Source organism: Burkholderia sp. BCC0398 (genome assembly GCF_902833245.1).
Taxonomy (GTDB): domain Bacteria; phylum Pseudomonadota; class Gammaproteobacteria; order Burkholderiales; family Burkholderiaceae; genus Burkholderia; species Burkholderia sola.
Map to the genome: position 1 here is coordinate 186535 of NZ_CADFEM010000013.1, position 14722 is coordinate 201256.

The window sequence follows — 14722 nt, forward strand, 5'->3', positions numbered from 1 at the left end:
CCTCAGGCCGGCTGCGCGGCCGACGACGGGCCGCTTTCGGCCTGCAGGCGACCGGTGACTTCCTTGCGGTAGCGGTTCAGTTCCTGCGCGGTCGCGAACGTGCGCTCGAACAGGATCGACAGGTTGTGCAGGATCCGCTCGACGACCTTCTTCTCCCACTCGCCGTCGAAACGGATCTGCTCGTCGAGCCAGCGCTCGAGCCATTCCGGATCGGGCAGGCGCGACTGCACGGTGTCGCGCGGGAACAGCGCCTGGTTCACGTGCAGGTTGGTCGGGTGCAGCGGCTTCTCGGTGCGGCGCGCCGACGCCATCAGCACGCCGATCTTCGCGAATGCGGCGCGGGCGACGTCGCCGCAGTTGTTCAGCGCTTTCTTCATATAGCGCAGGTACGCGCCGCCGTGACGCGCTTCATCGCGCGAAATCGTTTCGTAGATCTGCTTGATGACGGGCTCGGTGTGCCAGTCGGCCGCGCAACGGTACCAGTGGTTCAGGCGGATTTCGCCGCAGAAGTGCAGCATCAGCGTCTCGAGCGGCGGCGCCGGATCGAACTGGAAGCGCACCGCGTGCAGTTCCGCTTCGGTCGGCACCATCTCCGGCTTGAAGCGGCGCAGGTATTCCATCAGCACGAGCGAATGCTTCTGCTCCTCGAAGAACCACACGCTCATGAACGCGGAAAAATCGCTGTCGTGCTGGTTGTCGCGCAGGAACATCTCCGTCGCGGGCAGCGCCGACCATTCGGTGATCGCGTTCATCTTGATCGTCTTCGCCTGCTCGTCGGTGAGCAGCGAAGCGTCGAACTTGTCCCACGGAATGTCCTTCTCCATGTCCCAGCGGACAGCTTCGAGCGACCTGTAAAGTTCCGGATAAAGCATGGTGTTCATGATGGTCCCACCCCTGTTCTGCGCAATGCGACTTCTCTAAACGTGACTGTTGCCGCGCAAGCGCGCCACGCGCGCTTTTTGCAGCCAAGACTGTAATTTTACGCGGGAAACCGGCCCGCCGGACGTCGATTCCTCGTCCGGCAGCCAGGCGGCCGCGTTGCCGCCGTTGGGCATGCCGCAACCCGCTCCGTTCGGACGAAGCCGGCCGCGCTTGCCTGAGTGGGGGCCGGCGCTGGCCGGCTCGTTGGCGCGCCCGTCCCCTGCCCCAGGCGGGTTCCCCGAAAGGTCCCCGTGCGGATGCCGGATCGGCGGGCTGCTCGATATGGTGTATACGGCGGCGGCCATGATAGCACGCGTGCATGACGGTTCCGAGACGCCCGGCCGGTCGCGCGCCGCCTACCTCGGTGCGGCGATCGGTCGCGGCCCACCGTCGCGAAAACGCAACCTTACAGTGCGCCTTCGCGTGTCAGACCCGTATTTCGCCGGTCGCGAGGCCGTCTTCCGGCGGCGTGCCGGCCGCCGGCGCGCTGCCGCCGTCCGCCCCGGCAATCCAGCCGGCGAGCGTCTCCCGCTGGGCCCGGCCGTCGCGGTAGCCGAGCTCGATCAGCTCGCGCGTGAACGCTTCCTCGAACAGCAGGTAGCTGGCGAACGATGCGCCGGTCGGCTGGCTGCCGCCGATCGCGCCGAGCAGCCCGCGCATCGTCGCCGGCATCTGCTTCAGGTGTTTCGCGGCGATCAGCTCGATGCGCTCGGACGGCGCGATCGCGAGCACGTCGACGTGCCGCCAGCCGCTGTCGATCTCGACCTGGTGCGGCAGGTGCTCGATCATCTGGTTGATGTGCTCGATCCGTTCGATGTCCGAGCCGATCGAGTCGAGAAACACGCTCGCGAGCACCTGCTGGCCGATCTGCGCGAGCGTCGGGTAGCCACGGGCCCGTCCCGTGCCGTTCGCGGCCGGGATCTCGGGCCGCGGATCGGCCGCACCGACGACGACGATCCGGTCCGCGCCGAAGTGGATCGCCGGCGACAGCGGCGCGATCTGCCGGATCGAGCCGTCGCCGAAGTACTCGACCTGTCCGTCGAGCACGAGCGGCACGGCGGGAAACACGAACGGAATGGCCGACGACGCGAGCAGGTGCGACGCCGACAGGTCGACGAGCCGCGCGGTGCGCTGCGCGCGCCGCCACGCCTGGATCGGCTCGGCGGCCTGGTAGAACGTGAGGTGCCGGCCGCTCGAATAGCTGAGCGCGGTGACCGCGAGCGCGTGCAGCAGACGCGCCTCGAGCATCTGCTCGATCCGGTGGAAGCTCAGCTCGCGCTGCAGCAGGTGCGCAAGCGGCGTGTTGTCGAGCAGCCCGCGCGGCGAGCGGCGGGCCGCCCAGCCGAACGTCATCGTCGCGAGCCAGCGCGCGCCGGCGCCCGCGATGCCGAGCCAGTCGGTGCGATACACGTAATCGGCGCGCAGCGGCTCCCAGAATTCGAGCAGGCGCCGCACGCCGTGGGAAAAGTCGTCCGCGTGGCTCGCGATCGACGTCGCGTTGATCGCGCCGGCCGACGAACCGCAGATCACCGCGAACGGCACCGTATGCCGCTGCGGATCGGCCTCGCGCGCGATTTCGGCCAGCGCCTTCAGCACGCCGACCTGGTATGCGGCGCGCGCGCCGCCTCCCATCAGAACGAGCGCGAGTCGCATGATCGACCGCCTAGCTGCGCCGCATCACGTCGAGCGCTTCGGCGGACGCGTTTCGGGCGACGAAGCGGCCGCCGCGCGCGCCGCGGCCGAACCGGACGGCTTCGCGCGCTTCGCGGCGGGCTTGCGCGGCGCGGCCGCGGCGGACTTCGTCGCGGGCCCGGGCCCGGGCGCGGCGGCGGCCTCCGGCGGCGCGGCGTCCGGCGCCGCAGGCTGCATGCCCGGTTGCGCCATCGCGAGGCTCGCGAGCTGGTTGAATTGCGTCTGCAGCAGGTTCCACCAGCCGGACGGGTCGAACGGCTGCTGCGCGGGGTCGTCTTCCGCCGCATCGGCCGCATCGGCCGCATCGGCCGCGGGCGCGGCCTCGCCCGCTGACGCGGGTTTCGCGGCCTGCGCGGCGGCCACGGCCGCTTCCTCGGCCGCCGACATCGAGCTTTGCGCGAACGCGCCGAACGCGCGCAGCGTCGCGAGCGTCGCGCGCTGCACCTCGAGCGCCTGGATCGCGGACTGCAGCATCCCGAGATTGAGCTTCAGCCACTGCTCGACCGCGCGCAGATCGGTGATCCGCTTGTCGAGTTCCTCGACGTTCGTGAGCGGCGACATCATGTCGGACATGCTCGACAGCGACGGCGGCAGCCCGTGCGTGGCGCCCGGAAACGGCGCCATCCCGCCGAACGGCGACATCCGCATCATGTCCCACATCCGGTCCATCATGTCGGCGGGCTGGAACCCGGCAAAGCCGGCGAAAGGGTTGGCGCCGGAGGCATCGGTCGTCATACGGGCATCCTGGTTGACTGGGGGAACGAGGCGGCCGCCGTGCGTCGCGCAGCCGCGCGTGATTCGATCATAGCGCGCACGTCAGAACGGCGCGTCGCCGGGGAACGCGGGCGGGCGCCGTTCGCGCAGCGAGCGGATGCCTTCCTGCACGTCGGGCCCCGAAAAACCCATGAATTCGAGCGCGAGCGACGTATCGAAGGTCGGCCCGGCCGTGCGCAGCCAGTTGTTCAGCGCGTACTTGGTCCAGCGGATCGCCGACTGCGAACCGTGCGCGAGCCGCTCGGCCACTTCGTATGCCTTCGGCAGCAGGTCGGCCGGCGCGACCGCGAGCGAGACCAGCCCGATCCGCTCGGCCTCCTCGCCGCTCACGGGCTCGCACAGCATCAGGTAGTACTTCGCCTTCGCCATCCCGCACAGCAGCGGCCACACGATCGCCGCGTGGTCGCCGGCCGCGACGCCGAGCCGCGTATGGCCGTCGATGATGCGCGCATCCTTCGCGGCGATCGAGATGTCGGCGAGCAGCCCGGCGACGAGCCCCGCGCCGACGGCCGGCCCGTGCATCGCCGACACGATCGGCTTGCTGCAGTTGATCACGTTGTAGACGAGGTCGCGCGCCTCGCGCCACACGCGGGCGCGCACGTCGAAATCGTTCGCCATGTCCTCGACGAGCGCGAGATCGCCGCCCGCCGAAAAGCCCTTGCCTTCGCCGCGGATCACCGCGACGCGCGTGTCGGGATCGCGATCGACGTCGCGCCAGATGTCGGCGAGTTCGCGATGCATGCGCGCGTTCGCGGTCGCGAGGCTGCTGCGGTTCGCGCCCTCGCCGCTCATCACGATGTCGAGCACCCCATGGTCGCGGCGCGTCACCTTCAGTGCTTCGTAACCGCCGTACGCGGCGAGATCGGCCATCTGCTGCTCCTTGTTCGAGGTGCTCGAACGCTTGAATCGAGTGTAGCCAAGCCCGCGCGGTCAAACATCGGGCGAAACCCGGCGCGCGGGCCGAAGCCGGGGTTCGCCGTCGCGTCGCGTTGCGTTACGTACCGCGCCGCTTATGCCGCGCCGTCGGGCGGGGAAACCGACTGCTCGATCGCGCCGAAGATCGACTTGCCGGCCGCGTCGAACATCTCGATGCGCACGGTGTCGCCATGGCGCATGAACTCGGTCTGCGGCGCGCCGTGCTCGATCGTCTCGAGGCAGCGCTTCTCGGCGATGCAGCAGTAGCCGCGCTTCGCGTCCTTGTTCGATACCGTACCGGAGCCGACGATCGAGCCGGCGCGCAGGTTGCGCGTCTTAGCCGCGTGCGCGATCAACTGGCCGAAGTGGAACACCATGTCGGTGCCGGCGTCGGGCTGGCCGACCTTCTTGCCGTTCCAGTGGACGATCATCGGGCGGTGCACGCGGCCCTCGCGCCATTCGTCGCCGAGCTCGTCGGGCGTGACGGCGACCGGCGCGAACGCGGTGGCCGGCTTGCTCTGGAAGAAGCCGAAGCCCTTCGCGAGTTCGGCCGGAATCAGGTTGCGCAGCGACACGTCGTTCACGAGCGTGACGAGCCGCACGGCCTTCAGCGCGTCGTCGGGCGACGCGCTCATCGGCACGTCGCCGGTGATCACCGCGACTTCCGCCTCGAAATCGATGCCCCATTCCTCGGACGGGCATACGACGTCGTCGCGCGGCCCCAGGAAATCGTCGCTGCCGCCCTGGTACATCAGCGGGTCGGTCCAGAATTCGGGCGGCATCTCCGCGCCGCGCGCGCGGCGCACGAGCTCGACGTGGTTCACGTACGCGGAGCCGTCGGCCCACTGGAACGCGCGCGGCAGCGGCGCCATGCAGTTGGCCGGATCGAACGCGAAGGAATTGCGCGCGCGGCCGTGGTTCAGCGCGTCGTACAGGTCGCGCAGCTGCGGCGCGTAGAACGCCCAGTCGTCGAGGACCCGCTGCAGCGTCGGCGCGATCGCATCGGCAATCGCCGCGGTGTGCAGGTCGCGCGACACGACGATCAGCTGGCCGTCGCGCGTGCCGTCCTTCAGCGAAGCAAGTTTCATAGGGAGGATCTGCCGTTGTAGTGACGATGGAGGGAATCTATTTTACGATGGTGAATCCCTGCGGCGCGCCATGATCGCGCACGCCGTTTTCGCCCCGTTTCCTGTCGCATTTTCGCGCACCCGTTGCCCATGCCCGCCAGCCCGCTCCCCGACGACGATCTCGTCGACTCCGATACCGACGACGCCGCTTCCGGCGAACACGGCGAGAAGGTCCGTTCCGGCATCCAGTCGATCGAGGTCGGCTTCCGCCTGCTCGACGTGCTGACGAGCGAGCCGCGCGCGATGATGCTGCGCGATCTCGCGCAGCGCGCGGGCATGAGCCCGGCGAAGGCGCACCGCTACCTGGTCAGCTTCTCGCGGCTCGGCGTCGTGTCGCAGGACCCCGTCTCGGGCCGCTACGAGCTCGGCGGCTTCGCGCTGCAGATGGGCCTCGCGCGGCTCGCACGCGTCGACGGCGTGAAGCTCGCGCGGATCGCGCTGACCGAATTCCGCGACCGTCTCGACCAGACGGTCGGCATCGCGGTATGGGGCAACCAGGGGCCGACGATCGTGCACTGGATGGAATCGAGCCATCCGGCGAAGGCGTCGCTGAAGCTCGGCGACGTGATGCCGCTGCTCGGCTCCGCGACGGGCCTGCTATTCGCCGCGTACCTGCCGCGCAGCAAGACCGCCGCGATGCTCGAGCGCGAACTCGCCGATACGCGCCGCTCGCCGCACCACGGCGGCCCGCGCACGCTCGACGAAGTCGACGCGGTGCTCGCCGACGTGCGCGAGCACCAGGCCGCGCGCGTCGAAGGGATGCTGCTGCCGACGATCCATGCGTTCTGCATGCCCGTGTTCGACGCAGTCGGCGAACTGGCGCTCGCGATCGTCGCGCTCGGCCAGGAAGGCTCGTTCGACATCGCGTGGGGCGGCGAGATCGACACCGCGCTGCGCGCATGCGCGCAGAAACTGTCTTACGAACTCGGCTATAGTCCCGACGCACGCGACGCCTGACACATCCGGTTCACGCGACGTCACGCCTCGCGAACGGGCAGCGCATCCGGCGGTCCGATTCCTGTGGCGCGCGCCGCGCGCCCGACGTCACCCACGCGCCCGACCCTGTTCCGATGCCCAACCAGCCTGCCGACCTTCGCCCGAGTCACGCCCTGCCCCGCCGCTGGCTGCGCGTGGGCGTCGCGCTGGTCGCCGTACTGGTACTGCACGCGCTTGCCGGATTCTGGCTGATGCGCAACCGCGAATCGTTCACGCCGCCGCCGTCCGCTGAGATCCCCGTGCAGATCGAACTGCTGAAACCGCAGCCGATCGAGCGCCAGCCTGCGCCACCGGAACCGAAGCCGGTCGAACGTCCGGCCGCACCCAAGGCTGCCGCGCCGGAGGCCGCCCCGCCGAAACCCGCGCCGTCGCACGAGCCGGTCCTCACCTCCACGCAAACGGCCGAGCACGGCGAACCGCCGGCGGCCGCCGCATCCGCGGCGAGCGGCGCATCGGGGGCTTCGGGCACGCAAGCCGCGTCGGCCGCGGGCACCAGCGCCGCGACGCCGGGGCCTGCCACGAGCGGCGTGAAGTTCGCCGCGCCGCCATCCGGCGACCTGCAATACGACACGTTCTACAACGGCATGCAGAACATGATCGGCACGATCCACTGGCGCACCGACGGGCACACGTACGACCTGTCGGTGTCGATGCCGGTGCCGTTCGTCGGCCCGTTCACCTATCGCAGCGAAGGCCGCATCGACGCGTTCGGCGTCGCGCCCGACCGTTACGTCGAGAAGCGCGGCAAGCGGCCGGAAGACATCGCGATCTTCAACCGCGAGATCCGGCAGGTGGTGTTCACGCGCACGCCGAACAACGCGCCGCTGCCCGACGGCGTGCAGGACCGCTTCAGCATGCTGATGCAGTTGTCGGGGCTGCTGCGCGGCAATCCCGCCGCCTACAAGCCTGGCGTCACGCAGCAGTTCTTCGTGATCGACAACAACAGTGGCGAGACCTGGCCGATCACCGTGATCGGCGACGAGCAGGTGCAGACGCAGGCCGGCATCGTCGGCGCGCGCCACTTCATGCGCCTGCCGCGCCGCGACGGCGACACGCGCCGCATCGACATGTGGCTCGCGCCGTCGCTCGGCTGGCTGCCCGCGCGGCTCGTGCAGACCGAGCCGAACGGTGCGCAGATCGAGCTGCTGTGGCACGGCCGCCTCGCCGCACCGAACGTGCCTGCCGATGCAGCGCCCGGCGGCGCAACGAACGCGCCCACCGCGGCGTCGACGCCCCATGCATCGCCTGCGCCGCCTGCGGAACCGGCGCCATCGACACCGCCCGCGACGATGCAACCACCGGCGGCGTCGACTGTCACACAGTGATAAACGCACATGAATCGGCAATTTCGACCGATTACAGTTTTTCCGGAAATGGCCGATGACATTCTTTAACAACTATTTCAGTCCACCGGCTCACAATGAGAAACGTTTGATAGACATCGGCTTCTAACCGATACACCCCACGCAAACGGGAGAACGGGGTGTGCAGCGCAAGCCCCTTGAAACCGGCAAGGCTTGCCCCACCTAGGGGACAACAAGGCCAGATGCCACTGCGAAGAGGAGTGCCGCCATGCAAATGATCTACAACAGCCCCAATTACTGCGTCGTCGAATTTGCGCCGCAGGCCGGCCATCACCTGATGAATGCCGGCGGATACGAAATCGTCGACAAGAACGCGCAGCGCGAAATCTTCATCGACGGCGAACTTGCCGAACGATTCCGCGCGCACGTGAAGCAGCTGATCGAGGATGAACCGTCGCTCGACGAGGTCGACGAATTCCTCGGACAATTCGACAGCCTGATGATGATGCCCGTCGTGCTGCACTGACGACTCGCGGCCCGGCGCGTCACGCGGCCGGGCCATTCGCCGCGCATCGATGCGGCGCCGCGTGCACTCCGATCCTGCCCCCGTCCGGCTCGCCGGCGGGGGCTTTCCTTTGGCGGCCCGTCCGGCCCATGCGGCGAGGGCCGACGACCGCTTGACGCACCGGCTACAATGACGGTTTTCCCGTCTTCGCCGATTTTCCGCCCATGTCCGCGACTCCTCTCGCCGCTTCCGTCCCGCTCGACGCGCGCTACACGCGCGGCGCCGCCCTGCCCGCGCTGCTGAAATCGCGCATCCTGATCCTCGACGGCGCGATGGGCACGATGATCCAGCGCTACAAGCTCGACGAAGCCGCGTATCGCGGCGAGCGCTTCAAGGATTTCCCGCGCGACATCAAGGGCAACAACGAGCTGCTGTCGCTCACGCAGCCGCAGATCATCCGCGAGATCCACGACCAGTACTTCGCGGCCGGCGCCGACATCGTCGAAACCAACACGTTCGGCGCGACAACCGTCGCCCAGGCTGACTACGGGATGGAAGCGCTCGTCGTCGAGATGAACGTCGAATCGGCGAAGCTTGCGCGCGAATCGGCCGCGAAATACGCGACGCCGACCAAGCCGCGCTTCGTCGCGGGCGCGATCGGACCGACGCCGAAGACGGCCAGCATCTCGCCGGACGTCAACGATCCGGGTGCACGCAACGTCACGTTCGACGAGCTGCGCACGTCGTACTACCAGCAGGCGAAGGCGCTGCTCGACGGCGGCGTCGACCTGTTCCTCGTCGAGACGATTTTCGACACGCTGAACGCGAAAGCCGCGCTGTTCGCGCTCGACGAGCTGTTCGAGAACACCGGCGAGCGCCTGCCGATCATGATCTCGGGCACCGTCACCGATGCGTCGGGCCGGATCCTGTCGGGCCAGACGGTCGAGGCGTTCTGGAATTCGCTGCGTCACGCGAAGCCGCTCACGTTCGGGCTGAACTGCGCGCTCGGCGCGGCGCTGATGCGCCCGTACATCGCCGAGCTCGCGAAGCTGTGCGACACCTACGTGTCGTGCTACCCGAACGCGGGCCTGCCGAACCCGATGAGCGACACCGGTTTCGACGAAACGCCCGACGTCACGTCGGGCCTCTTGAAGGAATTCGCGCAGGCCGGGCTCGTGAACCTCGCGGGCGGCTGCTGCGGCACGACGCCCGAGCACATCGCCGAGATCGCGAAGGCGCTCGCCGACGTGAAGCCGCGCCGCTGGCCGAACCAGTACAGCGACAACGCCTGACCGACCGCCCCACGTCCATCATCAAAAGAATTCGCACCGCCATGACCGATCACATGATGCGCCTTGCCGGCCTCGAGCCGTTCAACGTCACGCCCGGGACGCTCTTCATCAACGTCGGCGAACGCACCAACGTCACCGGCTCGAAGGCGTTCGCACGGATGATCCTCAACGGCCAGTTCGACGAGGCGCTCGCCGTCGCGCGCCAGCAGGTCGAGAACGGCGCGCAGGTGATCGACATCAACATGGACGAGGCGATGCTCGACTCGAAGGCGGCGATGGTGCGCTTCCTGAACCTGATCGCGTCGGAGCCGGACATCGCGCGCGTGCCGATCATGATCGACTCGTCGAAGTGGGACGTGATCGAGGCCGGCCTCAAGTGCGTGCAGGGCAAGGCGATCGTGAACTCGATCTCGCTGAAGGAAGGCGAGGACGCGTTTCGCCACCACGCGAACCTGATCCGCCGCTACGGCGCGGCCGCGGTCGTGATGGCGTTCGACGAAACCGGCCAGGCCGATACGTACGCGCGCAAGACCGAGATCTGCAAGCGCTCGTACGACTTCCTCGTGAACGAAGTCGGCTTCCCGCCGGAAGACATCATCTTCGACCCGAACATCTTCGCGGTCGCGACCGGCATCGAGGAGCACAACAACTACGCGGTCGACTTCATCGAGGCGACCCGCTGGATCAAGCAGAACCTGCCGTTCGCGAAGGTGAGCGGCGGCGTGTCGAACGTGTCGTTCTCGTTCCGCGGCAACGACCCGGTGCGCGAGGCGATCCACACCGTGTTCCTGTACCACGCGATCCAGGCGGGGATGGACATGGGCATCGTGAACGCGGGCCAGCTCGGCGTGTACGCCGATCTCGACCCGGAGCTGCGCGAGCGCGTGGAAGACGTGATCCTGAACCGCCGCGACGATTCCACCGATCGTCTGCTCGAAATCGCCGACAAGTTCAAGGCGGGCGGCGCGAAGAAGGAAGAGAACCTCGAGTGGCGCAACCAGCCGGTCGAGAAGCGGCTTTCGCATGCGCTCGTGCACGGCATCACGACCTTCATCGTCGAGGATACCGAAGAAGTGCGCGCGAAGATCGCCGCGGCCGGCGGCCGTCCGATCAACGTGATCGAAGGGCCGCTGATGGACGGGATGAACATCGTCGGCGACCTGTTCGGCCAGGGCAAGATGTTCCTGCCGCAGGTCGTGAAGTCGGCGCGCGTGATGAAGCAGGCGGTCGCGCACCTGATCCCGTTCATCGAGGAAGAAAAGCGGCTGCTCGCGGAAGCGGGCGGCGACGTGCGCGCGAAGGGCAAGATCGTGATCGCGACCGTGAAGGGCGACGTGCACGACATCGGCAAGAACATCGTGTCGGTCGTGCTCCAGTGCAACAACTTCGAAGTCGTCAACATGGGCGTGATGGTCCCGTGCAACGAGATCCTCGCGAAGGCGAAGGTCGAGGGCGCGGACATCATCGGGCTGTCGGGCCTCATCACGCCGAGCCTCGAGGAAATGGCGTACGTCGCGTCCGAAATGCAGCGCGACGACTACTTCCGCGTGAAGAAGATTCCGCTGTTGATCGGCGGCGCGACGACGTCGCGCGTGCACACGGCCGTGAAGATCGCGCCGCACTACGAAGGCCCGGTCGTCTACGTGCCGGACGCGTCGCGCTCGGTGTCGGTCGCGTCGAACCTGCTGTCGGACGAAGGCGCGGCGAAGTATCTCGACGAGCTGAAGTCCGATTACGAACGCATTCGCGACCAGCACGCGAACCGCAAGGCGCAGCCGATGGTCACGCTCGCCGACGCGCGCGCGAACAAGACGAAGATCGACTGGGCCGGCTACCAGCCGGTGAAGCCGAAGTTCATCGGCCGCCGCGTGTTCAGGAACTACGACCTGAACGAACTCGCGAACTACATCGACTGGGGCCCGTTCTTCCAGACCTGGGATCTCGCGGGCCCGTACCCGGCGATCCTGAACGACGAGATCGTCGGCGAATCGGCGCGGCGCGTGTTCTCCGACGCCAAGTCGATGCTCGCGCGCCTGATCCAGGGCCGCTGGCTGACCGCGAACGGCGTGATCGCGCTGCTGCCGGCCAACACGGTCAACGACGACGACATCGAGATCTACAGCGACGAGTCGCGCTCGGAAGTGCTGCTCACGTGGCGCAATCTGCGCCAGCAGAGCGTGCGCCCGGTGGTCGACGGCGTGATGCGGCCGAACCGTTCGCTCGCCGATTTCATCGCGCCGAAGGAGTCGGGTGTGGCCGACTACATCGGGATGTTCGCGGTGACGGCCGGCCTCGGCGTCGACGTGAAGGAAAAGCAGTTCGAAGCCGATCACGACGACTACAGCGCGATCATGCTGAAGGCGCTCGCCGACCGCTTCGCGGAAGCGTTCGCCGAAGCGATGCACGCACGCGTGCGGCGCGAGCTGTGGGGCTATGCGAGCGGCGAGACGCTCGACAACGACGCGTTGATCGCCGAGAAGTATGCGGGCATCCGCCCGGCGCCCGGCTACCCGGCCTGCCCCGACCACCTCGTGAAGCGCGACATGTTCGACGTGCTGCACGCGGACGAGATCGGCATGAGCGTGACCGATTCGCTGGCGATGCTGCCGGCGGCGAGCGTGTCGGGCTTCTACCTCGCACATCCGGACAGCCGTTACTTCTCGGTCGGGAAAATCGGACAGGATCAGCTGGAGGACTACGCGCAACGTATGGCGCTGTCGCTCGACGACGCGCGCCGCGCGCTCGCGCCGCAGCTCTGATCGACGCAAATTTCATCAGACAAAAGAAAAAGCCCGCTCGAACGCGGGCTTTTTTCGTGTCGGGCGAACCGTTCGATCCGCCAGGCAAGGACGCTCAGAAGCCCCAGTGCACGTCGGCCTGGCCGGCCTTCGCTTCGCGCAGCATCGTCAGGAACGGCGCGACGCGCTGGGCCAGGCTCGGCGGCACTTCATGGTGCGCGTGGTCGGCTTCGTCCTCGTGGAAATGGCCGGCGTGCTCGGCGCGCTCCTGCTTCGCCTGCGCGACCGCGCCTTCCAGCTTGGCGATCGCGTGGTCCAGTTCGTCGTGCGTAATGACACCGCGCTCGCCCAGCTGCTTGCCGACGAGACCCAGCACATACACGGCGAAATCCTTCAGCACGTCGAGATCCTGTGCCGCCTTGCTCTTGAACGTAATCATGACAATTCCCTTTTCATCTTGTTGTGCCTGCGCGGCGCGGTTGGGGAACGCCGACAGACCGGCGTCCGGCCTCGCGGACGCGGGCCGCCTGAGCGGCATATTAGCACCTGTTAAAATTCTGCGATCCCTGAAACGCGCGCTTAAAAAGCGCGCCGGCGGGCCCGCGTTTCCGGCCGCCACCAACGAAGCCTTCTACCAGCATGCTGCCAGCACACAAACAGACCCTCGAAGCCCTGCTCGCGGATAGCGTCAAGCAGGTCGCACACGCGCTGAAAGGCGCCGACGCGGCGTTCGTCGCCCCCGCCATCACGCTGGAGCGCCCGAAGGTCGCCGCGCACGGCGACGTCGCGTGCAACGTCGCGATGCAGCTCGCGAAGCCGCTCGGCGCGAACCCGCGCCAGCTCGCCGAGCAGATCGTCGCCGCACTGACCGCGCAGCCGGCCGCGCAAGGCCTCGTCGAAGCCGCCGAGATCGCCGGCCCCGGCTTCATCAACCTGCGCCTGTCGGCCGCCGCGAAACAGGCGGTGATCGCCGCCGTGTTCGACCAGGGCCGCGCGTTCGGCACGTCGGATCGCGAGAAAGGCAAGCAGGTGCTGCTCGAATTCGTGTCGGCCAACCCGACCGGCCCGCTGCACGTCGGCCACGGCCGCCAGGCCGCGCTCGGCGACGTGCTCGCGAACGTGATCGCGAGCCAGGGCTATGCGGTACACCGCGAGTTCTACTACAACGACGCGGGCGTGCAGATCGGCAACCTGGCGATCTCGACGCAGGCGCGCGCCCGCGGCCTGAAGCCGGGCGACGCGGGCTGGCCGGAAGCCGCGTACAACGGCGAGTACATCGCCGACATCGCGCGCGACTACCTGAACGGCGAAACGGTCGCCGCGTCGGACGGCGAGCCGGTGAAGGGCGCGGGCGACGTCGAGGATCTCGACGCGATCCGCAAGTTCGCGGTCACGTACCTGCGTCGCGAGCAGGACATGGACCTGCAGGCGTTCGGCGTGAAGTTCGACCAGTACTACCTCGAGTCGTCGCTGTACAGCGAAGGCCGCGTCGAGCAGACGGTCGACGCGCTGGTCAAGGCCGGCATGACCTACGAGCAGGACGGCGCGCTGTGGCTGCGCACGACCGACGAAGGCGACGACAAGGATCGCGTGATGCGCAAGTCGGACGGCACGTACACGTACTTCGTGCCGGACGTCGCGTACCACGTGACGAAGTGGGAGCGCGGCTTCACGAAGGTGATCAACATCCAGGGTTCGGACCACCACGGCACGATCGCGCGCGTGCGCGCCGGCCTGCAGGGGCTGCACATCGGGATCCCGAAGGGCTATCCCGACTACGTGCTGCACAAGATGGTCACGGTGATGCGCGACGGCCAGGAAGTGAAGATCTCGAAGCGCGCGGGCAGCTACGTGACGGTGCGCGACCTGATCGAATGGTCGGGCGGCGCGGCCGCGGGCCAGGAAGCGGCACCCGACCTGATCGACGAGGCGACCATCACGCGCGGCCGCGACGCGGTGCGTTTCTTCCTGATCTCGCGCAAGGCCGATACCGAGTTCGTGTTCGACATCGACCTCGCGCTGAAACAGAACGACGAAAACCCGGTCTATTACGTCCAGTACGCGCATGCGCGGATCTGCTCGGTGCTCAACGAACTGAAGTCGCGCTACAACGTCGACGTCGCGCAACTGCCAGGCGCCGACCTGTCGCAACTGACGAGCGCGCAAGCGGCATCGCTGATGCAGAAGCTCGCCGAGTATCCTGACATGCTCACGCACGCGGCGAACGAGCTGGCGCCGCACGCGGTCGCGTTCTACTTGCGCGATCTCGCTGGCGAATTCCACTCGTTCTACAATGCGGAGCGCGTGCTGGTCGACGACGAAGCGCCGCGCAATGCGCGCGCCGCGCTGCTCGCCGCGACCCGGCAGGTGCTCGAGAACGGTCTGGCGGTGCTCGGCGTATCCGCGCCCGCCAAGATGTAAGGATGTCAGCGCGGCCCCGAACCGGGCCGCGAATGGC

The 14722-nt window shown here is 67.8% G+C and carries 12 protein-coding genes; 6 read left to right on the forward strand and 6 right to left on the reverse strand.

Going from position 1 to position 14722, the window contains the following annotated elements:
- Positions 1-2 precede the first annotated feature (2 nt).
- The 5 genes from HWX76_RS26870 to HWX76_RS26890 all read right to left on the reverse strand — a co-directional run bounded on the left by HWX76_RS26870 (position 3) and on the right by HWX76_RS26890 (position 5390).
- Positions 3-881 carry a ferritin-like domain-containing protein gene (locus HWX76_RS26870; RefSeq protein WP_176016576.1) on the reverse strand — a complete coding sequence of 293 codons (879 nt, stop codon included), beginning with the start codon at positions 879-881 and terminating at the stop codon, positions 3-5.
- A 466-nt stretch (positions 882-1347) separates the two neighbouring features.
- Entirely contained in the window at positions 1348-2574 is a 1227-nt protein-coding gene (locus HWX76_RS26875; protein WP_050017804.1) for a patatin-like phospholipase family protein, read from the reverse strand.
- Positions 2575-2598: 24 nt separating this feature from the next.
- Positions 2599-3348 carry a PhaM family polyhydroxyalkanoate granule multifunctional regulatory protein gene (locus HWX76_RS26880; RefSeq protein WP_176016577.1) on the reverse strand — a complete coding sequence of 250 codons (750 nt, stop codon included), beginning with the start codon at positions 3346-3348 and terminating at the stop codon, positions 2599-2601.
- An 81-nt stretch (positions 3349-3429) separates the two neighbouring features.
- Positions 3430-4257, reverse strand: coding sequence for an enoyl-CoA hydratase/isomerase family protein (locus tag HWX76_RS26885; protein WP_050017802.1), 828 nt, complete (start codon positions 4255-4257; stop codon positions 3430-3432).
- Between the two features lie 140 nt (positions 4258-4397).
- Positions 4398-5390, reverse strand: a complete 993-nt coding sequence (locus tag HWX76_RS26890; RefSeq protein ID WP_050017801.1) for a fumarylacetoacetate hydrolase family protein — start codon at positions 5388-5390, stop codon at positions 4398-4400.
- 129 nt (positions 5391-5519) lie between these two features.
- Between HWX76_RS26890 and HWX76_RS26895 the strand changes: the two genes are divergently transcribed.
- The 5 genes from HWX76_RS26895 (at position 5520) to metH (ending at position 12285) form a co-directional block, all read left to right on the forward strand.
- Positions 5520-6386 carry an IclR family transcriptional regulator gene (locus HWX76_RS26895; protein WP_050017800.1) on the forward strand — a complete coding sequence of 289 codons (867 nt, stop codon included), beginning with the start codon at positions 5520-5522 and terminating at the stop codon, positions 6384-6386.
- Positions 6387-6499: 113 nt separating this feature from the next.
- Positions 6500-7750, forward strand: a complete 1251-nt coding sequence (locus HWX76_RS26900; protein ID WP_050017799.1) for a DUF3108 domain-containing protein — start codon at positions 6500-6502, stop codon at positions 7748-7750.
- A 247-nt stretch (positions 7751-7997) separates the two neighbouring features.
- Positions 7998-8255: a DUF3567 domain-containing protein gene (locus HWX76_RS26905; RefSeq protein WP_006477667.1), complete on the forward strand. Its 258-nt coding sequence runs from the start codon at positions 7998-8000 to the stop codon at positions 8253-8255.
- A gap of 203 nt (positions 8256-8458) precedes the next feature.
- Positions 8459-9526: a homocysteine S-methyltransferase family protein gene (locus tag HWX76_RS26910; RefSeq protein ID WP_050017798.1), complete on the forward strand. Its 1068-nt coding sequence runs from the start codon at positions 8459-8461 to the stop codon at positions 9524-9526.
- Positions 9527-9567: 41 nt separating this feature from the next.
- A complete protein-coding gene (gene metH, locus HWX76_RS26915) occupies positions 9568-12285 on the forward strand; it encodes a methionine synthase (RefSeq protein WP_050017797.1) in 2718 nt (905 codons plus the stop codon).
- Positions 12286-12379: 94 nt separating this feature from the next.
- Here the strand turns inward: metH and HWX76_RS26920 are convergent, their stop codons facing one another.
- On the reverse strand, positions 12380-12703 hold the full coding sequence (locus tag HWX76_RS26920) for a DUF1840 domain-containing protein (RefSeq protein ID WP_006489103.1): 324 nt from the start codon (positions 12701-12703) through the stop codon (positions 12380-12382).
- 200 nt (positions 12704-12903) lie between these two features.
- Here HWX76_RS26920 and argS point away from each other — a divergent pair, with 200 nt between their 5' ends.
- Entirely contained in the window at positions 12904-14685 is a 1782-nt protein-coding gene (gene argS / locus HWX76_RS26925) for an arginine--tRNA ligase (protein WP_050017796.1), read from the forward strand.
- Positions 14686-14722 lie beyond the last annotated feature (37 nt).